The sequence below is a fragment of the Methylobacterium sp. WL64 genome (genome assembly GCF_008039945.1).
Lineage (GTDB): Bacteria > Pseudomonadota > Alphaproteobacteria > Rhizobiales > Beijerinckiaceae > Methylobacterium.
Map to the genome: position 1 here is coordinate 1 of NZ_VRVA01000077.1, position 21,330 is coordinate 21,330.

A 21,330-nucleotide genomic window follows, 5' to 3' on the forward strand; every position below is an offset into this window, starting at 1 on the left:
GCCGGCGCCGGTTCCGGTCGCCCCGGCGCCATCCCCCGAGCCCGCCGAGTCCGGCGCCGCGATCCTGCGCGTGCCCGGGGAGGCCGTGGAGGCCCTGGCCCGGGCAAGCCACGACCTGACCAGTACCCTTGCGGCGCAGGCCCCCGCCGCCGAGGGCCTGGCGCGCCTCGCCCGGCTCGCCCGCGACATGCGGGCCGGCGCTGAGGCGCTGGCGGCCAAATCCGTTGCGGACGAGCCGGAGCTGCGCGCGCTGGCGGCCCATCTCGGCGGCTTCGCCCGGGAGGCCGCGGAGCTGTCCCGCCGTCAGGCCGCGGCGACCAGCGCGGTCGAGGGCGCGGCGTTCCGGGTCCGCGCCGAGGCCGAGCGCCTCGCCCTGGTGCCGGCCGAGACCGTGCTCGGCCCCCTCGCCCGCTCGATCCGCGAGACCGCCCGGGAGCAGGACCGCGACGTCGATCTCGACCTGCGCGGCCTCGACCTGCCTGTGGAGCGCGGCCTGCTCCAGGCCCTGAAGGATCCGCTGCTCCACGCCCTGCGCAACGCCCTGAGCCACGGCTGGCAGAGTCCGGAGATCCGCCGTGCCGCCGGCAAACCCGAGGCCTTGGCGCTCGGGCTGGAGGTGGCCGTGCGCGGCTCGCGCCTGCAGGTCACCGTCACGGATGACGGGCCGGGGCCGGACCTGTCCCGGATCGCCGCCACAGCCCGCGCCCGCGGCCTGATCGCCCCCGGGGAGGAAGCTGACCCCGAGACCCTGCTGCGCCTCGTCTTCGAGCCCGGCTTCTCCACCGCGGAGGCGGTCGATACCCTGTCGGGGCGGGGCTACGGCCTGTCCGTGGCCGCGGATGCCGCCCGACAGCTGCTCGGCAGCGTGCGCCTGGAGCCGCGCGAGCCCGCCGGTACCGCCCTGGTGTTCAGCCTGCCGCTCTCGGCGGCCCGGCGCAGCCTGCTGCTGGTCGAGGCGGCCGGGCGGACCTATGCCTTGCCGGGCGGCGCGGTGGAGCGGCTGCTGCGCATGGACCGCGCCGGCTTGCCCATCGCCCTGGGGCGGACGATCCTGCGGATCGGCGCGGATGATGCCGCGACGAACCACCCGGTCGCCGCCCTCACCGAGATCCTGGGCCAAGCGCCGACCGCCCCGGACGCGGCCGGTCAGGACCCGACGATCCTGACCGCGGTGCTGCTGCGGGCCGGCGGCGGCCGCCTGGCGCTCGGGGTCGACCGCCTGCACGACGTCCGCGCTTTACTGGTCCTGCCGGCGCCGGCCTTCGGGGCCGATCCCGGCCTGATCGCCGGGACGGCTGTCCTGCCCGGCGACGTGCCGGTGCTGGTCCTCGACCCCGACGGCCTCGCCGCCCGGGCCGCGTCGATGGCGTCGGGCCTTTCGCTCGGAACGATGGCGCAGGCTCCACGTTCGACGACCGCGCCCCGCGCCACCGCACGGGCGACCATCCTGGTCGTCGACGACTCGATCACCACCCGCACCTTGGAGAAGGGCATCTTGGAAGCCGCCGGCTACCGCGTGGTCGTCTGCGTCGACGGTCAGGACGCCCTCGACCGGCTGCGCGCCGAGATCGAGCCCATCGATCTTGTGCTGGCCGACGTCGAGATGCCGCGCCTCGACGGCTTCGGCCTGCTCAAGGCCCTGCGCGCCGATACCCGCTTCGCCCGGCTCCCAACAATCCTGATGACCTCGCGCGGGGATGCGGCCGACGTCTCCCGCGGCCTCGACCTCGGCGCGGACGCCTACCTAACCAAGCAGAAATTCGACCAGCGCCAGCTGCTCGACACGATCGGACAGCTGCTATGACGCCCGTCCGGGTCATGCTCGTCGAGGACAGCCTCGTGGTGCGCGAGTTGCTGCGCTACATCGTGTCGCGCGATCCCCGGCTCGAACTCGTGGCCGCGGTGCCCTCCGGCGAGGAGGCCCTGGCCACCCTTCAGACGGTGCGGCCGGACGTGATCTCCATGGATATCCGCCTGCCCGGCATCGACGGTCTCGAGACCACCCGCCGGATCATGGCGGAGCAGCCGACCCCGATCGTCGTGATCGCCGATGCGGTGGAAGATTCGTCGCTCCGCATCTCCATGAATGCGCTGCGCGCCGGCGCCCTGTCGGTGGTCGAGAAGCCCGTGGCGACGACCCATGCGGGCTACGAGGCGGTGGCCGGAGAGATCTGCACCCAGCTTCGAATCATGGCGCAAGTCCCGGTGATCCGGCGGCGGCCGATCGGTGCCGAATGGGCCGGACGAACCAGCCTGGCCTCCTTCGCCGCCCCCACCGAGGCGGCGGCGCAGGCGCCGAGTTTACTGGCGATTGCCGCCTCGACTGGGGGGCCGCCGGCTCTGGCCCGGGTGATCGGCGCTCTACCCAAAAATTTTCCGCTGCCGGTGCTGGTGGTCCAGCATATGGGCCCGGCCTTCATGGAGGGTTTCGCCACCTGGCTCGACAGCGTCGTGGCCCTGCCGGTCTCGCTGGCGCAGGACGGGGAGCGCGCGGAGCCCGGCCGCGTCTACGTGGCGCCCGGTGACCGGCACCTGGAGATCGGCTCCGGCCGGGTGATGCGCGTGATCGCCACCGAACCCGTCTCCGGCCAGCGCCCGGCTGCCACGGTGCTGTTCCGCTCGCTGGCCCGTCAGGTCGGACCCTCGGGGATCGGCGTGCTGCTCACCGGCATGGGCGAGGATGGGGCGGTCGGCCTCGCCGACATGCACCGGGCCGGCGCCCAGACCGTGGCCGAGCACGAGAGCACCGCTGTGGTCTACGGCATGCCGGCGGCGGCGGTGCGGCTCGGCGCCGCCCGCGCGATCCTGCCCCTCGACCGGATCGGCGACCACGTCCTGCGGCTTGCCGATCCCGGGGCGCGGCCGTGAGCCGGAGCGAGGCCGGCGCCCAGGACGGGCCTGCCCGGATCCTGCTCGTGGAGGATTCGGAGACGCAGGCTCTGGAACTGCGCCTTCTCCTTGAGGCGAACGGTTTCTCGGTGGAACGCTGCCCCTCCGCAGAAGCCGCCCTCGACCATCTCAACCGCAGCCAGCCCGACCTCGTGGTGGCCGATTATCACCTGCCCGGCATGGATGGCGACGAGCTGATCCGCCAGATGCGCCTGTCCCTGCGCACCCGGGCCCTGCCGGTGCTGATGCTCACCGGCGGCGGTGGCGGCGAACGGAAGGGCCTGGAGAGCGGCGCCGACGCCTACCTGCCGAAATCCGCCGACCGCGACCTGATGATTCTGCGCATCCGCGCCCTTCTGCGCGAGCGCCGCCCCTCCGCCGAGGGCGAGGGGCCCGGTGCCGCCGCGTTCCGGCGCGGGCGGATCCTGGTGATCGACGGCAGCCTGACCTACCGGACCTTCCTGGCGGGCCTGCTCGGGCAGAAGGGGCACCACGTTGCCACCGCCGACGGGCCGGAGGCCGCGCTCGAATCGCTCAACGGAGTGGGCGAGGATGCGTTCGACTGCGTGACCGTCGACCTGCTCGGCCACGCCTATGACGGCCTCACCCTGTGCCGGGCGATCAGCCAGCGCCGCTCCGGCCAGGCCGCCGGGGCCGGCTTCCACCTCGTGGGCATCGCCGGCAGCGATCCGGCCAAGGACTTTCTGGTCGAGGCCTTCGCGGCCGGCGCCGACGATGTTGTCTCCAAGACCGATGCCGAGGTGCTGGCCCTGCGGGTGCGCGGCTTCGTGCGCCGCCGCCTGCTGGAGGAGGACGACCGTCGCATCGCCGGCCAGTTCGGCGAGCGCGAGCGGGCGGTGGAGCGCGCCCGCGCCGAGGCCGAGGCCTCCGAGGCGCGCGCCCGCCTCGCCGACGCCCTGGAGCGGGCCAACCGCGACCTCGCCGACGCCAATCGGCAGATCACCGAGGCCCAGGCCAAGCTGGTCCAGGCTGCCAAGATGGCCTCGCTCGGCGAGCTGGTCGCCGGCATCGCCCACGAGATCAACAATCCCCTGGCCTTCATCCTGGCCCATCAGGGTACGGTCGAGCGCCTGCTCAACGAATTGCCGAACGCTGCCCCGGAGGCGGCCTCCCGCGCCGTCGACAAGGCCCGTCAACGGGTCGGGTCGATGCGGATGGGGCTGACCCGGATCCAGGATCTGGTGCTCAACCTGCGCAAGTTCTCGCGCCTCGACGAGGGCGAGCGGGCCCTGGTCAACGTGCCCGAGGCGATCGAGACCGTGCTGGCGCTGATCCAGCACAAGCTCGGCGGCCGGATCGCGGTGGAGCGCAGCTTCGCCGGCCGGCCCGAGATCCACTGCACCCCGGCGCTGCTCAACCAGGTGGTGATGAACATCCTGGGCAACGCCGCCGACGCCATGCCGGAGGGCGGCATGATCCGGATCGATACCCTGTCGAACCCGGAGGTCGACGAGATCCGCATCAGCGATACTGGTCCTGGTATCCCGGAAGACCTACGTGAAAAGATATTCGAGCCGTTCTTCACGACAAAGCCCGTGGGCTCAGGCACCGGCCTGGGTCTTGCGATTGCCTACAGCGTCGTTCAGGCGCATAGCGGCTCGCTCACCGTGGAGGCGGCGCCGGACGGGGGAGCCTGCTTCGTGATCGGGATTCCGCGGCAGGCGTCCAGCGCATGAGTGAAGGCACGGCAGGACGAGCATTCCCCGCTGCGATGGACACCGGTTCGGTGACGGATACGCATTCACTGCACGAGAACGGGGCCGGGTTCGATGGCCCCCGCGGGACCATCCTGGCCGTCGATGACGAGCCGGATATCCTGATCGCCCTGGAGGACCTGTTCGAGGATTCCTACCGGGTTCTGACGACCTCGAACCCGAACGAGGCGCTCGAGATCCTGCACGCCGAGCCCGACATCGCCGTGGTGCTGTCGGACCAGCGCATGCCCGGCCTCACCGGCGACGCGCTCTTGGCCGAGGCACGCGCCTTCCACGACGCGCAGGCGATCCTGCTCACCGGCTATGCCGACATCACCGCGGTGATTGCCGCGCTCAACCGCGGCGGCATCGTCGGCTACGTCACCAAGCCCTGGGACGCGAGCCTGCTGCGCTCCACGGTCCGGCAGGCCTTCGAACGCCACCGGCTCGGCCGCGACCTCGCCACCGAGCGGGCCCTGCTGCGCGGCCTGCTCGACCACGCTCAGGACGCGATCAGCTTCAAGGACGCGGACGGGCGCTTCGTGCGCCTCAACGCCCGCAAGGCAGCCCAGCTCGGCCGGGACGTCTCAGGCTGCCTCGGGCAGCGGGAGGGCGACCTGATCGGCGCGAAGGGCGGCACCGTGGCCGAGGCCGATGCCGCCGCGATCCGCTCCGGGGCGGTCGCCGAGAGCCTGACCAGCGACGGCCCGGTCGGTGCAGAACTCTGGAGCCACGTCACCCGGGTGCCGATCCGCGATGCGGGCGGCTTAATCAGTCATCTCGCGGTGATCGAGCGGGACGTGACCGAGCAGCGGACCCTGGAGGCCCGGCTGCGCCAATCCGACAAGATGCAGGCGCTCGGCACCCTGGCCGGCGGCATCGCGCACGATTTCAACAACCTGCTTACCGCGATCCTCGGCAGCCTGGAACTCGCCGCCCCCAAGGTCGCCGACCTGCCGCGGGTGCAGCGCCTGATCGAGAATGCACGCGGCGCGGCCGAGCGCGGCGCCTCCCTGACCAAGCGCCTGCTGAGCTTCAGCCGCGCGCACGACCTCCAGGCCCGCGCCACGGACGTCAACGCCCTGATCGGCGGGATGAGCGACCTGTTCGGCCGCAGCCTCGGCGGCTTGGTCAGCGTCCGCACCGACCTGACCGAGGGCCTGCCCGCCGTTCAGGTCGATCCGGACCAGCTCGAACTCGCCGTGCTCAACCTATGCATCAACGCCCGGGACGCGATGCCGGAGGGCGGCACCATCACGGTGGCGACCCAGCGCCTCGACATCGCGGGCGACCCCGAGATCGCCGACGGCTCCTATCTCGGTATCAGCGTCACCGACGAGGGCACCGGCATCCCGGACGAGATCCTGCGCAGGGTCTGCGAGCCGTTCTTCACCACCAAGGCGGTGGGTCAGGGCACGGGCCTCGGCCTCGCCATGGTGTTCGGCCTCACCCAGCAATCGAAGGGCCGGCTCGCCATCGAGAGCGAGGTCGGCCGGGGAACGCGGGTCGAGCTCGCCCTGCCCTTCGCGACCGAGGCACCCGAGCAGGTGGCCGGTGAGCAGGACGACGCCCCGATGGCAGCCCGTTCGGCGCGGATCCTGGTGGTCGACGACGACGCGCAGGTCCGGCATGTCACCGCCTCGTTCCTGGCGGGCTTCGGCCACGACGCCACGGAGGCCGGCGACGGCGAGGCCGCGCTCCGGTCCTTCGCGCCTGGCCGCTTCGACCTGATCGTGGCCGACCTCGCCATGCCGGGCATGAGCGGCATCGAGCTCGCCGCCGAGATCCGCGGCCGCGACCCGAGCCTGCCGGTGCTGATCCTCACCGGCCATGCGGAGGCGATGCAGATTCCGGACGATCTGCCTGTGCTGACCAAGCCGTTCCGCTCGGCCGACCTGGCGAACCGGGTCTCGGCGCTGCTGGACGGGTCTGATCCGGGGCGGGGATAAACCCGACGGGGGGGTACCCTGCCGGCGTTGCCGACGCTCGAGAAGCTCGCACGGGCGGACTGATCGGTCCGGCAAGGGGCGCACAGGCCCCTGGGAACGCGACGCCCCTGCCCGTTCTCGAAACCGGGAAAGCAGCTTCCCGGGCCCGGGGGCCGGAAATTCTCGGGAACCACCGTGTTGCCGGCTCATTGATCCTCCACGGAGCCGTCACGCTCCGGGTTACGATCGTGGAGGTGAACCATGAGCAATCACGGTATCTTCCCAGGCATTCGGCGCGATGCTGACACGGATCAGGACGATCCACCCAACAAGAATCGGCAGGGATAGAGGTTTCGAAGCTGCCGCGCGGTCGAGTTCCCGGTCAGGCCGCCACTGACCGCTAGGGCGAGCTCCCGCGACGATTCGAAACGTAGACCCTGCTTCAGGCCCGCCGGCGCAAGCCGGCGGATTTTTTTGGGCTCTGCACGAACACGAAAAAGCCGCCCCGGACGGTCCCGGGACGGCTTTCTTCAGCTGGATCGTTGGAGCTTCGCTCAGGCCGCCTCGGCGACCTCGACCTGACCGGAATCCTTGCCGCGGGCCTCGACGTCGCGATCCACGAACTCGATCACGGCCAGCGGGGCGTTGTCGCCCTTGCGGAAGCCCGCCTTCATGATGCGAAGATAGCCGCCCGGACGGCCCTGGTAGCGCGGGCCGATCACGGCGAAGAGCTTCTTGACCATGTCGCCGTCGCGCAGCTGCGCCATGGCGAGACGGCGGGTGTGCACGCTGTCGATGCGGCCCAGGGTGACGAGCTTCTCGACCACGGGACGCAAGTCCTTGGCCTTCGGCAGGGTGGTGACGATCTGCTCGTGCTTCAGCAGCGCGACCGACATGTTGGCGAACATCGCCTTGCGATGCTCGGCTGTGCGGTTGAAGCGGCGACCGCGATAACCGTGACGCATGATTTGGCTTCCTTCTCATCTCGGCCGCCGTGCCACGGTACGGCCGGGTGCCTCATCGAGGCTGTTGTTATCCGCGTAACCCCGCGGCGGGATTTTTTGGACTTCGCGTCAGGCCTGCGGAGGTCCGTATCTGGCCAGGCCCGACGGACGGCACCGTACAGCGCCGCCAAGTCCGGCCCGAAGCCGTTTCGCCTCAGTAATGCTCTTCGAAGCGCTTGGCGAGATCTTCGATGTTCTCCGGCGGCCAGCCGGGGATGTCCATGCCGAGGTGCAGGCCCATGCCGGCCAGCACTTCCTTGATCTCGTTGAGCGACTTGCGGCCGAAGTTCGGGGTCCGCAGCATCTCGCCCTCGGACTTCTGGATCAGGTCGCCGATGTAGACGATGTTGTCGTTCTTCAGGCAATTCGCCGACCGGACCGACAGCTCCAGCTCGTCGACCTTCTTGAGCAGAGCCGGGTTGAAGGGCAGCTGCGGGGCCAGCGGGGCAGCCTCTTCCTTGCGCGGATCCTCGAAGTTCACGAAGACCTGCAGCTGGTCCTGGATGATCCGCGCGGCATAGGCCAGCGCGTCTTCCGGGCCCACGGCACCGTTGGTCTCGATCGTCATCGTCAGCTTGTCCTTGTCGAGATCCTGGCCCTCGCGGGTGGTCTCGACGCGGTAGCTGACCTTGGTCACCGGGGAGAACAGCGCGTCCACCGGGATCAGGCCGATCGGCGCGTCCTCTGGACGGTTGCGCTCGGCCGGAACGTAACCCTTGCCCGTGGCGACCGTGAACTCCATGCGGATCTCGGCGCCGTCGTCCAGCGTGCAGATCACCAGCTCCGGGTTCAGGATCTGGATGTCGCCGACCGTGCCGATGTCACCCGCCGTGACGGTGCCCGGGCCGGTCTTGCGCAGGGTCATGCGCTTGGGCGCATCGGTCTGCGACCGGATCGCGATGGTCTTGATGTTCAGGACGATGTCGGTGACGTCCTCGCGGACGCCCGGGATCGAGGAGAACTCGTGCAGCACGCCGTCGATCTGCACCGAGGTCACGGCCGCGCCCTGGAGCGAGGACAGGAGCACCCGGCGCAGGGCGTTGCCCAGGGTGGTGCCGAAGCCGCGCTCGAGCGGCTCGGCCACGACGGTGGCGACCCGCTTCGGGTCGTCGCCGGTCGAGACCTGCAGCTTGTTCGGCTTGATCAGTTCCTGCCAGTTCTTCTGAATGACCACGATCCTACCTCTCGTCCATGCTCGGGATCCGCGACACCCGTTCCCGCGCTTCGGCCGCCCGGCGCCGCCCCCTGGCGCCCCGAACGGTCCCTGAATTCAAGTCTGTTATTCGCCACCGACCCAGAGGGCCGGCACGAAGCGGTACCCGGCCCCGTCCCGATCCACGTAGCCGAGGGCCGGGAATTCCAGGTGCGCACCTGCGATGAAGGTCCGCTCCTGCGCCACCTCGTCCATGATGGCCTTGCGCGTCGCACGCGCCTGGTCGCCATCGACGTCGAATCCGACACCCGCCTCCGGGTTCTTGAACTGGATCGCGGGCAGGTGCACCACGTCCGTCCACATCAGCAGCGACTGTCCACCGGAGTCGATGCGGAAACCGCAATGCCCGGGGGTATGACCCGGCAGGTGGACCGCGCTGATCCCCGGCAGGACCTCACCGCCGCGATGCTCGCGCATCCGCTTGGTGTAGGGCGCGACCGCCTTTCGGGCGTTTTCGAAGTACGGCTTGGCCTCGTCCGGCGCCCGCGAGAGAGCGTCGTCCGGCAGCCAGTGCGCCGCCTCGTCGGCATGCACCACGATCTCGGCGTTGGGGAACCGGGCCGCCCCGTTCGTGACCAGCCCGCCGACATGGTCGGGATGCAGGTGCGTGACCAGGACGGTTTCGATCTCCTCGAGCTTGACGCCGGTGAGCGCCAAAGCCGTGCTGAGCCGCCCCAGGGTCTCCACCGGGGCAAAGTCGCCGTATCCCGTATCGATCAACACCGGCTTGCGGCCGGCACCGGTGATCAGGAAGGCGTTCAGCGTGATCTTGGGCTGCTCGGTGCGGAAGCCCGCAACCTGGAGCTTGCCGGCTTCGTCTTTCGGGATCCCCGTGACGAGATCGAGGCTGGCCTGAAACCAGCCGTCGTTGAGCGCGGTGACCGTGAGGTCGCCGAGGTTCCAACGCAGCACGCCCGGAAGCGGCTTCGATCCCGTCATGAGCTTCTCCGTCAGACCGACTGGTTCAGACCCGACGACGCTTGCGCGGACGGCAGCCGTTGTGCGGGATCGAGGTCACGTCGCGGATCGAGGTGACCGTGAAGCCCGCGGCCTGGAGCGCGCGCAGCGCCGACTCACGACCCGAACCCGGGCCGGACACCTCGACCTCGAGGGTGCGCATGCCGTGCTCGGACGCCTTGCGGGCGGCATCCTCGGCGGCAACCTGCGCGGCGTACGGCGTCGACTTGCGCGAGCCCTTGAAGCCCATCGCGCCGGCGGAGGACCACGAGATCGTGTTGCCCTGCGCGTCCGTGATGGTGATCATCGTGTTGTTGAACGAAGCGTTCACGTGGGCGACGCCCGACACGATGTTCTTGCGTTCGCGCCGGCGGACGCGTTGCGGTTCCTTGGCCATTCGGGTCTCACTCTTCCTTCAAGCGCGCCCGTAATTCCAGGCGCTCGGGATTCATTTGGGGACTCGGCCGGCGCGCCCGTGAAGGGCGGTCCGGCCCGATGCGGGATCCCTCGCGGGACACCAACACGACGGAAGGAAGGCCGAGCTCAGCACGGCCTTCCAAGTGGAGAATTACTTCTTCTTGCCGGCGATCGGCTTCGCCTTGCCCTTGCGGGTGCGGGCGTTGGTGTGGGTGCGCTGGCCGCGGACCGGCAGCTGCTTGCGGTGACGCAGACCGCGATAGGCGCCAAGATCCATCAGGCGCTTGATGTTCATCGAAACTTCGCGGCGCAGGTCGCCCTCGACGATGTAGTCGCGGTCGATCGTCTCGCGGATCTGCAGCACCTCGGCGTCGGTGAGCTGGTTCACGCGACGCTCGGCGGGGATGTTCACCTTCTGGGTGATTTCCTCGGCCTTCTTAGAGCCGATGCCGTGGATGTACTGGAGCGCGATGACGACGCGCTTGTTGGTCGGGATGTTGACGCCTGCGATACGGGCCATGATCACGCTCCATCTGAGGCCCGGCGATGCGGGCGTTGATCGCGCGCGTCCGGTGGAGGCCGGCCCCTGCGCGCGCCAAACGACAACGTGGCCCTGGGGCGGCCCTGGACAGGGCACCTCGGACCAGCGATCGATTGGACGAAGGAGGGCCTGCTAGCGTGCGCGGGCCCAGATGTCAACGACTGGTGAACGATCGGCCGCACTTCCATGCGTCGCGCGCGGACCATGCTAGGGTCACCGAGGGAGCACAGATGTCGGTTCTGACCAGCGACGGCGCCACCCTGCGGGCTTTCGCAGACTCGGTCCTTCGGGCCGCCGAAGAGAGTGCCGAGGAAGTCGTCCCGGTGATCCTTGCGGTCGTCGGTGGCATCCTCACCGAGGCCCAGCCCGGTACCATCGCACTCCAAACCGAGGATGACGGTCCCGGCCAGCTCTGGGCGACCTTCGCGGGCCGCCGGATGGTGTTCCGCTACAACAGCATGACCGCGATGGTCGAACTGCGCGACGACCGCACCGACGGCAATCCCACCCGTCTATTCGGACGCCGCGCGCTGCCCATGGACATCGTCAATTTCTTTGGAGCGTTGCGGGCGGAGGGGCCTGGGGATCGCTGACGCCGCCGCGTCAACGGAATCGCTGGCTTCGGTACCGGCAATAACCGCCCATCGTCTGGTAGCCGGCCGGGCAGCGGCGGACGCACGCACCCGCCGCATACTTGAGAGGCGGCCGACACGCATGCCGGAAACGCTTCTCCCCGTAGACGAAGGATTGCGCGGGGCTCTGCGCCGCGACCGGGAGGGGCGCCAGCACCACGGCCAGAAGCAGAAGGCTTACGGGGATACGGAGGGCGGTCATCGGGACTCCCGATCGTGTTTCGCCATCAACCTCCGGCTGCGCCTATGGTTCACCGCACGCTCCGATCCCGGGCAATTCGTCGTTCGAGACGGCGTCCCACGACCGGGCGATCAGATCTCGCACATCCGGTCGAGCGACCAAGCGCATGCCGGGCTGTGTGATGGGACCGCGTTCGGTGCCGGCCCCATGGGACCGACGCATCGCGCCGCAGGGCCGGTCGGCCCGTCGATGCCACCCCGCGAGTGTCGCCTGCTGGTTTCTCGCCGCGCGCAGGATCGTGGCGCAAGATGGAACTGACGGATGTGTCCTCTGGTAGCGGCCGGCATCCGAATGCATGCGGCATGCTGGCGTTTGCGGCAGGAGGGGCCGCGCTCGGCCTACGGTCTCAGCACCACCAAGATTTCTGTGATCACCGGTTTGAGTTTTTGCATGCTCTCTCCTCGCGGTTCGCAAGATCAGAAATTGCTTTTTGATCATATATCCACCTTAAGCCGCAAATGTAAGAAATAGTTCATGTTTTAATACGATATACTAATCCAAGGTATGAATTGATGTCGATCAATTAGGCTCGCGCGGAATGCCTTCCAGCGGTGCCACGCTGCGTGAATCCTGCTTGACATTGGGAAGAATCAGAGTTTCACATAAAATATCTTTGGCGACGAGCGGAGTAATCCGCATGAGTCCATGTGCGCATCGCGCTACATTTCCTGCGATCCATCGATCTATGCGTCGGGCGGCTTTCCGGGTGATCTGGATATGCTGCATCGACTGCACGCAACGCCGGCCCCGGAGATCGTTTCCGTCTCGAATCTCTACGATCCAGCCTGCTACACCCGCACTCTCGATCCGGACGCGATCTTCGCCGATCCCACCCTCCGGCCGAATCTGGATCGGGCTTTCGCCTTCGTTGGCGGCGTCCAAGCGGTCGCACCGGCCTGTGTTTTGGTTCGGATCGACAATGCGAGCATCTGCGACCGGAGCATCACGGTCACCCGCGATGGGGAAACGCTGCTCCTGTTCGAGACTTTCCGTCCCTCCGATCTCGTCACGCCCCCGCAACCGGGAGCCAGCGGGCCGACCACGACCCTTCCGAAGACCTGCGCTTATCTCCTGCTGACATCCTCCGGGACCTTCAACTGGGGACATTGGCTGGCCGAAGACCTGCCGCGCCTCCTGGCAGTGGACTGCCTGTCCGGTCTCCGCAGACCCATCTGCCTGTTGCTGCACGGTTTCGTCCCGGCGACCGACAGGATGCGGATCGAGCTTCTCCGGGGCTTGCTCGGACGCCGGGACGTCACGATTCGGTTGCTGCGACCGGATACGACTTACCGGGCGGCGGACCTCTACTTTGCCTCGCCGGTGGCTGGTCTGCCTGGCCCGAAGCATCCCCAGGCTCTCGCAGACCTTTCCGTTCGGGCCATCGCGATGATGCGTCGCCTGGACCGGCGATGGTGGCGATCGCCCCCGCGCCGTCCGACCCGTCTGTTCGTGACTCGCCGACGTGATCGCGGCCGGGTGCCGATCGGATGGGTGGACCTCTGCAGGACCCTGCAGGCCCGCGGCTACCAGCCGATCGATCCCGAGGGGATCTCAGCGCGGGAGCAGGCCGCGACCTTCGCGTGTGCAGAGCGCGTCGTCGGCTGCATGGGCGCCGCGATGGTGAACACACTGTTCTGCGCGCCAGGGACGCGCATTCTATACTTCGCCCCGGAAACGTTCACCGATCCGTATTATCTCGACCTCGCAGCGGCGCGCGGTCATCGCTACGGCGTCTGCTACGGCAAGGCCCTCGATCCGGGTCGGCCAGCGCAATCGGATTACGTCCTCGATCCAGACCACCTAGCCCGCGCTCTGGCATGGCTCGATGGGGGTCGTGAGGGATGCCGGCAAGCTGCTCGAAACGATTTACCTGCGGGCCGGATATACCCCCACGCCCCGCTTCGCGTCGGCGCCGATGGCAGCCAAGATTCTTCGCGGCTCGCTCCGAACACGGAGCCGCACACGATCCGTACCGTCGAAGAACTGTGATCTTCCTGGAAGGACGACGGCGCTGACGCCATCGCCGATCATCGCCGTTGCGCCAACCTAAGGTCTACGCAACCGAACGTTGATCGAACCACTCTCAGCCCGCTGCTTGAGCGTCGGCTTCGCGCGCTTCGAGTTCATCACAAGGCCGGCCGCCGAATGATGCGGCGTGCCGGCGGTCTTGGTCAGGACTCCACACGTTCCGCGTGCGGCTCCAGCACCGCCATGATCTCCGTGGTCACGGTATCGATCGGCTGCATGCCATCGACGGTGTGGAGCAAACCGGTCTTGGCGTAGTAGTCCGAAAGCGGCGCGGTCAGGGCCCGGTAGGCCTCCAGGCGCTGCTTGAACACCTCGGGGGTGTCGTCCTTGCGCACCGCCTGCCCGCGCGCGAGCGTCTCCGCCGCCCGCTTCTGGATGCGCCCGACCAGCGCGTCCTCGTCGACCTTGAGCTCGACGACCGCGGACAGGTTCATGTCCTTGCCGGACAGCATGGTTGCCAGCGCCTCGGCCTGGGCCACAGTGCGGGGGAAACCGTCCAGGATGAAGCCGCGCTTCGCGTCGGGTTCCTCGATCCGGTCGGCAACGATCCCGACCACGATCCGGTCGGAGACGAGGCCACCCGATTCCATCACGGCCTTGGCCTCGAGGCCCACCGGCGTGCCGGCGGCGACCGCGGCGCGCAGCATGTCCCCGGTCGAGAGCTGCGGGATGCCGAAGCGCTCGACGATCCGCTCGGATTGCGTTCCCTTCCCCGCGCCGGGGGGGCCGAGCAGAATGATGCGCATGGCGTTGTCCTCGTCCGGCCCGACTCTCTACGGGCACAAGCGGCGGTTGGCGAAGCCTCCCCGGCATCGCCCGTCTCGGGTTTTTCTAGTCGGTCCCGGGCCCGGAGGCATCCAGACCTTTTGCTGAGAGGCGGGCGCGGCGGTGGCTTCGTCCCGCCTCTGTAGCAGGCTCAGCGGCGGCGTTGCGTGGTCGAGGCGCCACGCAGCTTGGCCTTCTTCACGAGGCCCTCGTACTGATGCGCCATCAGGTGCCCGTGGATCTGAGCGACCGTGTCCATGGTCACCGAGACCACGATCAGTAGCGAGGTCCCGCCGAAGCCAAGGCTCGCCGAGGCGTAGGACGACAGGATCTCGGGGCAGAGGCAGACGAGAGTCAGGTACAGGGCGCCGATCACCGTGATCCGGGTCAGCACCTTGTCGATGAAGGCCGCGGTGCGTTCGCCCGGACGGATGCCCGGGATGAAGCCGCCATGCTTCTTCAGGTTGTCGGCCGTCTCCTGCGGATTGAAGACCACCGCGGTGTAGAAGAACGTGAAAAAGATGATCAGCGCCGCGTAGAGCGCCATGAACAATGGTGTCCCGTGGCCCAGATAGGCCGTCACGGTGCCCAGCCAGCCGGTGCTGCCGCCATTGGCGGAGAAGCTCGCCGCGGTGGCCGGCAGGAGCAGGAGCGACGAGGCGAAGATCGGCGGGATCACACCCGACGTGTTGAGCTTCAACGGCAGGAACGAGGTCTGGCCCTCGTACATGCGGTTGCCGACCTGGCGCTTCGGGTAGTTGATCAGCAGGCGGCGCTGGGCGCGCTCCATGAACACGATGAAGTAGACCAACACCACGGCCGCCACGGCGACGCCCAGGATGATGATCGGCGACAGCGCGCCGGTGCGGCCGAGCTCGAGAGCGCCCGCGATCGCGACCGGGAGGTGGGCGACGATGCCGGCGAAGATGATCAGCGACGAGCCGTTGCCGATGCCGCGCGAGGTGATCTGCTCGCCGACCCACATCAGGAACAGGGTGCCGCCGGTCAGCGTGATCACCGTCGAGGCCAGGAAGAACGGGCCGGGATCGATGGCCGCGGACGAGCTCTGGAGACCGATCGCGATGCCCCAGGACTGCACAAGCGCCAGCACCACCGTGAGGTAGCGGGTGTACTGGTTGATCACCTTGCGGCCGGACTCACCCTCCTTCTTCAGCGCTTCCAGGCTCGGGATCACCGAGGTGAGCAGCTGAACGATGATCGAGGCCGAGATGTACGGCATGATGTTGAGGGCGAAGATCGCCATGCGCTCGACGGCACCGCCGGAGAACATGTTGAACAGCCCGAGCACGCCGCCGGCCTGCTGCTGGAAGTTCCGGGCGAACTGCTCCGGATCGATGCCGGGGATCGGGATGTAGGTGCCCAGCCGGAACACCACGAGGGCGCCGAGCGTGAACCAGATGCGCTTCTTCAGCTCATCGGCCTTCGCGATGGCACCGAAATTGAGGTTGGCGGCAAGCTGCTCGGCGGCTGAGGCCATAAGCGTCGCGTCCTGGGAGTGTCGCCGGGCGAATGGCGCCCGGATGAATTGAAAACGGCGGCCCGCGTGGTCGCAGGGCCGCCGCTCGAAGGATCGGCTTAAAGGGTGCGCGGGGACCGTGCAACGGGGCCCCGCGTCGCTCCCATGCCGGCCGTCAGGCCGTGGCCTCGGCCTTGGCGCCGCCGCGGGTCGATACGCCGGTGGCGAATGCGACGCTGACCGAGCCGCCGGCCTTCTCGACCGCCTCGATGGCGGACTTGGAAGCGCGGGTGACCTCGAAGCTGAGCTTCGCGGTCAACTCGCCGACGCCGAGCAGCTTCACGCCGTCACGGGCCCGGGCGATGATGCCGGCGGTGACGAGGCTGTCGACCGTGACGGTCGCGGCCTTGTCGAGCTTACCGGCGTCCAACGCCTCCTGGATCCGGCCAAGGTTCACCTCGTTCAGATCCTGGGCGTAGAGGTTGTTGAAGCCACGCTTCGGCAGGCGCCGATGCAGCGGCATCTGACCGCCCTCGAAGCCCTTGATGGACACGCCGGTCCGGGCCTTCTGACCCTTCACGCCGCGGCCGGCGGTCTTGCCCTTGCCGGAGCCGATGCCCCGACCGACACGCATCCGATTCTTGGTTGCGCCGGGATTGTCGCTGATCTCGTTGAGCTTCATCGGTGCCTCCTCACGCCACGTCGCCGTGGACGCGCACGAGGTGCGCAACCTTGCGGATCATGCCGCGCACGGAGGGGGTATCCTCCAGCTCGGACACGCGGTGGAGCTTGTTGAGCTTCAGGCCGATCAGCGTCTGGCGCTGGCTGGCTTCCTGGCGGATCGGCGAGCCGATCTGCTCGATACGGACGGTCTTCTGTGCCATCGGACCCTCCCCTTACGCGACCGCAGCTTCGGACTGGTCGGCCGGATCGGCGTCGCGGCGACGGGCCTGGAGGCTCGAAACCTTGATGCCGCGGCGGGCCGCCACGGAGCGCGGGCTGTCCTCGTTCTTAAGCGCCTCGAAGGTGGCGCGCACGAGGTTGTAGGGGTTGGAGGAGCCGAGCGACTTCGCGACAACGTCCTGCATGCCGAGCGTCTCGAACACGGCGCGCATCGGGCCGCCGGCGATGATGCCGGTACCCTGCGGAGCCGCACGGAGGATCACCTTGCCGGCGCCGTGGCGGCCGTTCACGTCGTGGTGCAGGGTCCGACCCTCGCGCAGCGACACCCGGATCAGGCCGCGCTTGGCCGCCTCGGTCGCCTTGCGGATCGCCTCCGGCACCTCACGGGCCTTGCCGTGGCCGAAGCCGACGCGGCCCTTCTGGTCGCCGACGACGACGAGGGCTGCAAAGCCGAAGCGACGGCCACCCTTCACCACCTTGGCGACGCGGTTGATGTGGACGAGCTTGTCCACGAATTCGCTGTCGCGCTCCTCGCGCTCGTCGCGGCGGCCGCGGCCCCCGCCTTCCCGTTCACGTGCCATGTTGTCTAACCTATCTCACTAGCGCGGATCCTCGGACCCGCTCGCTCGATTCCCCTCGCCGGAAACGGGAGGGAATGGCCGCGCGGGTATCACGCCGCGCGGGGTGAGTTCCTCAGAACTCCAGGCCGCCTTCGCGGGCGGCCTCGGCCACGGCTGCGACGCGGCCGTGGTAGATGTAGCCGGAGCGGTCGAAGATCACCTTCGTGACGCCCGCGGCCTTGGCGCGCTCGGCCACCAGCTTGCCCACCGCCTTCGCAGCGGCGACATCGGCGCCGGTCTTGAGTTCACCCTTGAGTGCCTTGTCGATCGACGAGGCGGCGGCCAGCGTCTTGCCGGCGACGTCATCGATGACCTGCACGTAGATCTGCTTCGACGAGCGGAACACCGAGAGCCGCGGACGGCCGTTGGCGGCCGCCCGCAGCGCGCGACGGACGCGCGCCTTGCGGCGATCGAGGGCTTCGAGCTTGCGAGACATGATGCCCTCCTTACTTCTTCTTGCCTTCCTTGCGGAAGATGAACTCGCCCGCGTACTTCACGCCCTTGCCCTTGTAGGGCTCGGGTCCGCGGTAATCGCGGATCTCGGCGGCGACCTGACCGACCTGCTGGCGGTTGATCCCGGTGATCGTGATCTCGGTGGGCTTCGGGGTAACGATCGTGATCCCGGCGGGGATCGCGTATTCGATGTCGTGGCTGTAGCCGAGCGACAGCTTGAGGGCCTTACCGGCCATCGCCGCACGATAACCGACGCCCGTGATCTCAAGCTTCTTTTCGAAGCCCTTCGACACGCCCTCGGCGATGTTGGCGATCTGAGCCCGCGACGTGCCCCACAGGGAACGGGCCGGCTTGGACTGGTTGATCGGCTCGACCGAGATCGCGCCGTCCTTCATCTCCACGCTGACCAGCGTGGGGACGTCGAACTGCAGCTCGCCCTTAGAGCCCTTCATCTTCACCGTCTGACCGGTGACGGTGGCGGTGACGCCGGCCGGCACGGGAACGGGCTTCTTGCCTACGCGAGACATGGGATAACCTCCTCCGTCCCGATCAGAATACGGTGCAGAGCACTTCACCGCCGACGTTGCGCTCACGCGCCTCGTGGTCGGCCATGACGCCCTGCGGTGTGGAGACGATGGTGACGCCGAGGCCGTCGGCCACGTGCGGCAGATCACCGACCGACGAGTAGACCCGACGACCCGGCTTCGAAACGCGCTTGATTTCGCGGATCACCGGGCGGCCGTCGTAGTACTTGAGCTCGATGGCGAACTCGGTACGGCCGTTGCCGAGGTCGGTCGCCGCGTAGTCGCGGATGTAGCCCTCGGACTTCAGGACGTTCAGGACGTTGGCGCGCAGGCGCGAGCCGGGTGTCTGAACGACGTTGCGACGGCGAAGCTGGCCGTTGCGGATACGGGTGAGCATGTCACCCACGGGATCGTTGACCATGGGGACCTCCTTACCAGCTCGACTTGACCAGGCCGGGGATCAGGCCCCGGTTGCCAAGCTCCCGCAGCGCGATGCGCGAGATGCCCATCTTGCGATAGAACGCGCGGGGCCGGCCGGTCATGCCGCAGCGGTTGCGGATGCGGGTGGCCGACGAGTTGCGCGGCAGTTCCGCGAGCTTGAGGCGCGCCTCGAAGCGCTCCTCCATCTCGAGGGTGTCGTTGTTGGCGATGTCCAGCAGCGCCTTCCGCTTGGCCGCGAAACGCTTCACCAGCGTCTTACGGGCCTCATTCTTCTCGACTGAGCTTTTCTTCGACATGTGGTCTATCTCCGGTGTCCGCGTATGAGGCGCGAGGGCCTCACTGCCGGAACGGGAACTGGAAGGCGGCGAGCAGTGCCTTGGCCTCGGCATCGGTTTGGGCGGTGGTCGCCACGACGATGTCCATGCCCCACATCTGCTCGGCCTTGTCGTAGGAGATCTCCGGGAACACGAGGTGCTCCTTGAGACCCAGGGCGTAGTTGCCGCGGCCGTCGAACGAGCGCGGGTTCAGGCCGCGGAAATCGCGGACGCGCGGCAGCGCGATCGTGATCAGGCGATCCATGAACTCGTACATGCGCTGCTTGCGCAGCGTCACCTTGCAACCGATCGGCATGCCTTCACGGACCTTGAAGGTCGCGATGGCCTTGCGGGCCCGGGTGATCACCGGCTTCTGGCCGGCGATGAGCGCGAGGTCGCCAGCCGCCACGGTCGCCTTCTTGGAGTCCGCGGTGGACTCGCCGACGCCCATGTTGATGACAATCTTCTCGATCTGCGGGACCTGCATCGGGTTCTTGTACCCGAACTCCTCGATCAGCTTCTGGCGCACCACTTCGTCGTAGTGCTTGCGCAGGCGCGGGGTGTAGGCGTTCTTGTCGGCCTCAGCCATCGATCTGATCCCCCGTGCTCTTGGCGAATCGGACCTTGCGCCCGTCTTCGAGGATGCGGAAACCTACGCGGGTCGGCTTGCCGTTGGCATCGGCGACCGCGATGTTCGAGAGTTGGATGGCGGCCTCCTTGGAGATGATGCCGCCTTCCTGGTTCTGCGTCTGCTTCTGGTGCTTCTTGACCAGGTTGATGCCACGCACGAAAGCGCGGCCTTCCTTCGGCAGAACCTGGATGACTTCGCCCGAGCGACCGGAATCGCGGCCGGTGAGTACGACGACCTTGTCGCCCTTCTTGATCTTCGCGGCCATCACAGCACCTCCGGCGCCAGCGAGATGATCTTCATGTGGTTGCGCGCGCGCAGCTCGCGCGGCACCGGTCCGAAGATGCGGGTGCCGATCGGCTCTTTCTGATTGTTGATCAGGACCGCAGCGTTCTTGTCGAAGCGGATCACCGACCCGTCGACGCGCTTCACGGCCTTGGCCGTGCGAACGACGACCGCCTTCATGACGTCGCCCTTCTTGACGCGACCGCGCGGGATCGCCTCCTTGACCGACACGACGATGACATCGCCAACGCCGGCATACTTCCGCTTCGACCCGCCGAGAACCTTGATGCACATCACACGGCGTGCACCCGAGTTGTCGGCGACGTCCAGATTCGTCTGCATCTGGATCACGTGCGTGACTCCTTGTTTCAGGCGGGTTTCCGCACACGGGCGGTATTGCCCGGCGGACGACGCCTGATGGGGATCTGATGTCCCCGGCTCATGGTATAGACCGCGCTTGCGGCGTCCGAGACGCCGGCGCGGTCACCGCGTTCAGAGGGTGCGAGCACCCATCGAAATGTCGCGAAGGCCGGGCGGATACTACGGGCTGCCCCGAAAGGCAAGCCGATCGCGACACATTCGCCGGTGGGATCGGGGGGGATCGGGCGCGGTCGGGGCGATTCGATGGCTGGCGCAGCGTGGTGTCCCGGCGCGGCCGACCACGGGCTTATCGATGTGCGTCCGGCGGGTCGAGGGCGGCTTCCGCCAGGATGTCTCCGCGGCGGCTGGGCGGCGAGACGGGGCGGCCGATAAATCGAAACGACACCACAGCCATGTCCGCCGCGCAGCCTCGCGCGGCGGACATGGCTCTCTCGGGCGTTCAGGGCTTCAGAAGGGCTGGCCCGCTGATTCGAACAGGAAGTCGTCGAGGCTCGGGATCGTCACGGCGCTTCCGTAGGCCGGCTTCGACAGGCGCCACGGACGCTCGGACCGGGCCCGGATCGCCTCCGAGGGGCGCAGGCGCCGCATGCCGCCCTCCTCGGTCACCTCCTCGATCGTCAGGAAGCCGTAGACCTGCAAGCGGGACGCGGTGAGCTTGATCTCACGGTCCTCGGCGGCGACGATCATGCTGCCGGTGGCGTAGACCGCGTCCATGAGCGAGCGTTGCTCGCTGCGGCGGCGGTTGCGGGCGTCCCGCTCGCCTGCCGCGGAGGCGGGGGCGATCCGCCGGAAGGGGACGACGTTGCTGACCGCGACGCAACCCATACGCAACATCCTCGACGCACACAAAGGCCGGCCCACGGGCCGTCCGACGATCGGGACATTTCGACGGTTCGCTTTAATCTTCCGTAGACCGTGTTGCCGGGCCCCTGCCCCGATCCGGCACGCCCCCGTTCCGGCGCCCACGTTGGATG

Annotated in this window: 25 protein-coding genes; 6 read left to right on the forward strand and 19 right to left on the reverse strand. The window is 68.2% G+C overall.

Translation table 11 applies throughout. The features are described 5' to 3' along the window. From FV242_RS23610 to FV242_RS23625, 4 genes are all read left to right on the forward strand, one after another. On the forward strand, window positions 1-1,804 hold a 1,804-nt coding region (locus tag FV242_RS23610), incomplete at its 5' end, for a response regulator (protein WP_147940628.1). After that, complete coding sequence (gene cheB / locus FV242_RS23615) at window positions 1,801-2,868, forward strand: chemotaxis-specific protein-glutamate methyltransferase CheB (RefSeq protein ID WP_187278532.1); 1,068 nt, start codon at window positions 1,801-1,803, stop codon at window positions 2,866-2,868. The genes FV242_RS23610 and cheB, both read left to right, overlap by 4 nt. Next, window positions 2,865-4,586 carry a response regulator gene (locus FV242_RS23620; protein WP_147940629.1) on the forward strand — a complete coding sequence of 574 codons (1,722 nt, stop codon included), beginning with the start codon at window positions 2,865-2,867 and terminating at the stop codon, window positions 4,584-4,586. Before cheB ends, FV242_RS23620 begins: the two co-directional genes overlap by 4 nt. Then, a complete protein-coding gene (locus tag FV242_RS23625) occupies window positions 4,583-6,553 on the forward strand; it encodes a response regulator (RefSeq protein WP_246692841.1) in 1,971 nt (656 codons plus the stop codon). Before FV242_RS23620 ends, FV242_RS23625 begins: the two co-directional genes overlap by 4 nt. 533 nt (window positions 6,554-7,086) lie before the next feature. Here the strand turns inward: FV242_RS23625 and rplQ are convergent. From rplQ to rpsM, 5 genes are all read right to left on the reverse strand, one after another. Continuing rightward, a complete protein-coding gene (gene rplQ, locus FV242_RS23630; protein ID WP_147909515.1) occupies window positions 7,087-7,497 on the reverse strand; it encodes a 50S ribosomal protein L17 in 411 nt (136 codons plus the stop codon). Window positions 7,498-7,690: 193 nt separating this feature from the next. Further along, window positions 7,691-8,710, reverse strand: a complete 1,020-nt coding sequence (locus FV242_RS23635; RefSeq protein ID WP_147909516.1) for a DNA-directed RNA polymerase subunit alpha — start codon at window positions 8,708-8,710, stop codon at window positions 7,691-7,693. Between the two features lie 105 nt (window positions 8,711-8,815). After that, window positions 8,816-9,688 carry an MBL fold metallo-hydrolase gene (locus FV242_RS23640; RefSeq protein ID WP_147940630.1) on the reverse strand — a complete coding sequence of 291 codons (873 nt, stop codon included), beginning with the start codon at window positions 9,686-9,688 and terminating at the stop codon, window positions 8,816-8,818. A 25-nt stretch (window positions 9,689-9,713) separates the two neighbouring features. Beyond that, window positions 9,714-10,103, reverse strand: coding sequence for a 30S ribosomal protein S11 (rpsK, locus tag FV242_RS23645; protein WP_007557606.1), 390 nt, complete (start codon window positions 10,101-10,103; stop codon window positions 9,714-9,716). 171 nt (window positions 10,104-10,274) lie between these two features. Further along, the gene (gene rpsM, locus FV242_RS23650) at window positions 10,275-10,643 is read right to left on the reverse strand and encodes a 30S ribosomal protein S13 (protein WP_147853146.1); all 369 of its coding nucleotides are present in this window, start codon (window positions 10,641-10,643) and stop codon (window positions 10,275-10,277) included. 251 nt (window positions 10,644-10,894) lie between these two features. On the opposite strand from rpsM, the gene FV242_RS23655 reads away from it, so the two are divergent. Then, complete coding sequence (locus FV242_RS23655) at window positions 10,895-11,257, forward strand: hypothetical protein (RefSeq protein WP_147940631.1); 363 nt, start codon at window positions 10,895-10,897, stop codon at window positions 11,255-11,257. A 10-nt stretch (window positions 11,258-11,267) separates the two neighbouring features. On the opposite strand, the gene FV242_RS35695 is transcribed toward FV242_RS23655, so the two are convergent. After that, window positions 11,268-11,498, reverse strand: a complete 231-nt coding sequence (locus FV242_RS35695) for a hypothetical protein (protein WP_147940632.1) — start codon at window positions 11,496-11,498, stop codon at window positions 11,268-11,270. Window positions 11,499-12,182: 684 nt separating this feature from the next. On the opposite strand from FV242_RS35695, the gene FV242_RS23665 reads away from it, so the two are divergent. Further along, the gene (locus FV242_RS23665; protein WP_147940633.1) at window positions 12,183-13,526 is read left to right on the forward strand and encodes a DUF563 domain-containing protein; all 1,344 of its coding nucleotides are present in this window, start codon (window positions 12,183-12,185) and stop codon (window positions 13,524-13,526) included. 182 nt (window positions 13,527-13,708) lie between these two features. Here FV242_RS23665 and FV242_RS23670 read toward each other — a convergent pair whose 3' ends face one another. From FV242_RS23670 to FV242_RS23730, 13 genes are all read right to left on the reverse strand, one after another. Beyond that, window positions 13,709-14,311, reverse strand: a complete 603-nt coding sequence (locus FV242_RS23670; RefSeq protein ID WP_147909521.1) for an adenylate kinase — start codon at window positions 14,309-14,311, stop codon at window positions 13,709-13,711. Window positions 14,312-14,481: 170 nt separating this feature from the next. Beyond that, complete coding sequence (gene secY, locus FV242_RS23675) at window positions 14,482-15,828, reverse strand: preprotein translocase subunit SecY (RefSeq protein ID WP_058192231.1); 1,347 nt, start codon at window positions 15,826-15,828, stop codon at window positions 14,482-14,484. Between the two features lie 154 nt (window positions 15,829-15,982). Next, window positions 15,983-16,489 (reverse strand): 50S ribosomal protein L15, encoded by a 507-nt coding sequence (gene rplO, locus FV242_RS23680; protein WP_147940634.1) that lies wholly within the window; start codon window positions 16,487-16,489, stop codon window positions 15,983-15,985. Between the two features lie 10 nt (window positions 16,490-16,499). Continuing rightward, on the reverse strand, window positions 16,500-16,691 hold the full coding sequence (gene rpmD, locus FV242_RS23685; RefSeq protein WP_007557591.1) for a 50S ribosomal protein L30: 192 nt from the start codon (window positions 16,689-16,691) through the stop codon (window positions 16,500-16,502). Window positions 16,692-16,703: 12 nt separating this feature from the next. Beyond that, window positions 16,704-17,291 carry a 30S ribosomal protein S5 gene (gene rpsE / locus FV242_RS23690; RefSeq protein ID WP_007557588.1) on the reverse strand — a complete coding sequence of 196 codons (588 nt, stop codon included), beginning with the start codon at window positions 17,289-17,291 and terminating at the stop codon, window positions 16,704-16,706. A gap of 112 nt (window positions 17,292-17,403) precedes the next feature. Then, window positions 17,404-17,766 carry a 50S ribosomal protein L18 gene (rplR, locus tag FV242_RS23695; protein WP_010686176.1) on the reverse strand — a complete coding sequence of 121 codons (363 nt, stop codon included), beginning with the start codon at window positions 17,764-17,766 and terminating at the stop codon, window positions 17,404-17,406. Between the two features lie 10 nt (window positions 17,767-17,776). Continuing rightward, window positions 17,777-18,310, reverse strand: coding sequence for a 50S ribosomal protein L6 (rplF, locus tag FV242_RS23700; RefSeq protein ID WP_147898533.1), 534 nt, complete (start codon window positions 18,308-18,310; stop codon window positions 17,777-17,779). Window positions 18,311-18,332: 22 nt separating this feature from the next. Further along, window positions 18,333-18,728, reverse strand: coding sequence for a 30S ribosomal protein S8 (gene rpsH, locus FV242_RS23705; RefSeq protein ID WP_007557585.1), 396 nt, complete (start codon window positions 18,726-18,728; stop codon window positions 18,333-18,335). Window positions 18,729-18,738: 10 nt separating this feature from the next. Next, window positions 18,739-19,044: a 30S ribosomal protein S14 gene (gene rpsN, locus FV242_RS23710; protein WP_092039092.1), complete on the reverse strand. Its 306-nt coding sequence runs from the start codon at window positions 19,042-19,044 to the stop codon at window positions 18,739-18,741. A 40-nt stretch (window positions 19,045-19,084) separates the two neighbouring features. Continuing rightward, a complete protein-coding gene (gene rplE, locus FV242_RS23715) occupies window positions 19,085-19,651 on the reverse strand; it encodes a 50S ribosomal protein L5 (RefSeq protein WP_147853154.1) in 567 nt (188 codons plus the stop codon). Next, window positions 19,644-19,958 (reverse strand): 50S ribosomal protein L24, encoded by a 315-nt coding sequence (gene rplX / locus FV242_RS23720; protein ID WP_007557581.1) that lies wholly within the window; start codon window positions 19,956-19,958, stop codon window positions 19,644-19,646. The genes rplE and rplX overlap by 8 nt, the downstream gene beginning before the upstream one ends. After that, complete coding sequence (rplN, locus tag FV242_RS23725) at window positions 19,958-20,326, reverse strand: 50S ribosomal protein L14 (protein ID WP_007557579.1); 369 nt, start codon at window positions 20,324-20,326, stop codon at window positions 19,958-19,960. Before rplN ends, rplX begins: the two co-directional genes overlap by 1 nt. 477 nt (window positions 20,327-20,803) lie before the next feature. Continuing rightward, entirely contained in the window at window positions 20,804-21,181 is a 378-nt protein-coding gene (locus FV242_RS23730; RefSeq protein WP_147909523.1) for a hypothetical protein, read from the reverse strand. Between the last annotated feature and the right edge of the window lie 149 nt (window positions 21,182-21,330).

Coding starts and splice junctions, on each gene's coding strand:
- secY (WP_058192231.1), bottom strand. CDS start 15,828: ATGGCCTCAGCCGCCGAGCAGCTTGCCGCCAACCTCAATTTCGGTGCC.
- FV242_RS35695 (WP_147940632.1), bottom strand. CDS start 11,498: ATGACCGCCCTCCGTATCCCCGTAAGCCTTCTGCTTCTGGCCGTGGTG.
- rpsN (WP_092039092.1), bottom strand. CDS start 19,044: ATGTCGAAGAAAAGCTCAGTCGAGAAGAATGAGGCCCGTAAGACGCTG.
- FV242_RS23640 (WP_147940630.1), bottom strand. CDS start 9,688: ATGACGGGATCGAAGCCGCTTCCGGGCGTGCTGCGTTGGAACCTCGGC.
- FV242_RS23730 (WP_147909523.1), bottom strand. CDS start 21,181: ATGGGTTGCGTCGCGGTCAGCAACGTCGTCCCCTTCCGGCGGATCGCC.
- FV242_RS23655 (WP_147940631.1), top strand. CDS start 10,895: ATGTCGGTTCTGACCAGCGACGGCGCCACCCTGCGGGCTTTCGCAGAC.
- rpsM (WP_147853146.1), bottom strand. CDS start 10,643: ATGGCCCGTATCGCAGGCGTCAACATCCCGACCAACAAGCGCGTCGTC.
- cheB (WP_187278532.1), top strand. CDS start 1,801: ATGACGCCCGTCCGGGTCATGCTCGTCGAGGACAGCCTCGTGGTGCGC.
- rpsK (WP_007557606.1), bottom strand. CDS start 10,103: ATGGCCAAGGAACCGCAACGCGTCCGCCGGCGCGAACGCAAGAACATC.
- rplQ (WP_147909515.1), bottom strand. CDS start 7,497: ATGCGTCACGGTTATCGCGGTCGCCGCTTCAACCGCACAGCCGAGCAT.
- rplF (WP_147898533.1), bottom strand. CDS start 18,310: ATGTCTCGCGTAGGCAAGAAGCCCGTTCCCGTGCCGGCCGGCGTCACC.
- rpsH (WP_007557585.1), bottom strand. CDS start 18,728: ATGGTCAACGATCCCGTGGGTGACATGCTCACCCGTATCCGCAACGGC.
- FV242_RS23670 (WP_147909521.1), bottom strand. CDS start 14,311: ATGCGCATCATTCTGCTCGGCCCCCCCGGCGCGGGGAAGGGAACGCAA.
- rpmD (WP_007557591.1), bottom strand. CDS start 16,691: ATGGCACAGAAGACCGTCCGTATCGAGCAGATCGGCTCGCCGATCCGC.
- rplR (WP_010686176.1), bottom strand. CDS start 17,766: ATGTCTCGCAAGCTCGAAGCCCTCGATCGCCGCAAGGCGCGCGTCCGT.
- FV242_RS23665 (WP_147940633.1), top strand. CDS start 12,183: ATGTGCGCATCGCGCTACATTTCCTGCGATCCATCGATCTATGCGTCG.
- rplO (WP_147940634.1), bottom strand. CDS start 16,489: ATGAAGCTCAACGAGATCAGCGACAATCCCGGCGCAACCAAGAATCGG.
- rpsE (WP_007557588.1), bottom strand. CDS start 17,291: ATGGCACGTGAACGGGAAGGCGGGGGCCGCGGCCGCCGCGACGAGCGC.
- rplX (WP_007557581.1), bottom strand. CDS start 19,958: ATGGCCGCGAAGATCAAGAAGGGCGACAAGGTCGTCGTACTCACCGGC.
- FV242_RS23625 (WP_246692841.1), top strand. CDS start 4,583: ATGAGTGAAGGCACGGCAGGACGAGCATTCCCCGCTGCGATGGACACC.
- rplE (WP_147853154.1), bottom strand. CDS start 19,651: ATGGCTGAGGCCGACAAGAACGCCTACACCCCGCGCCTGCGCAAGCAC.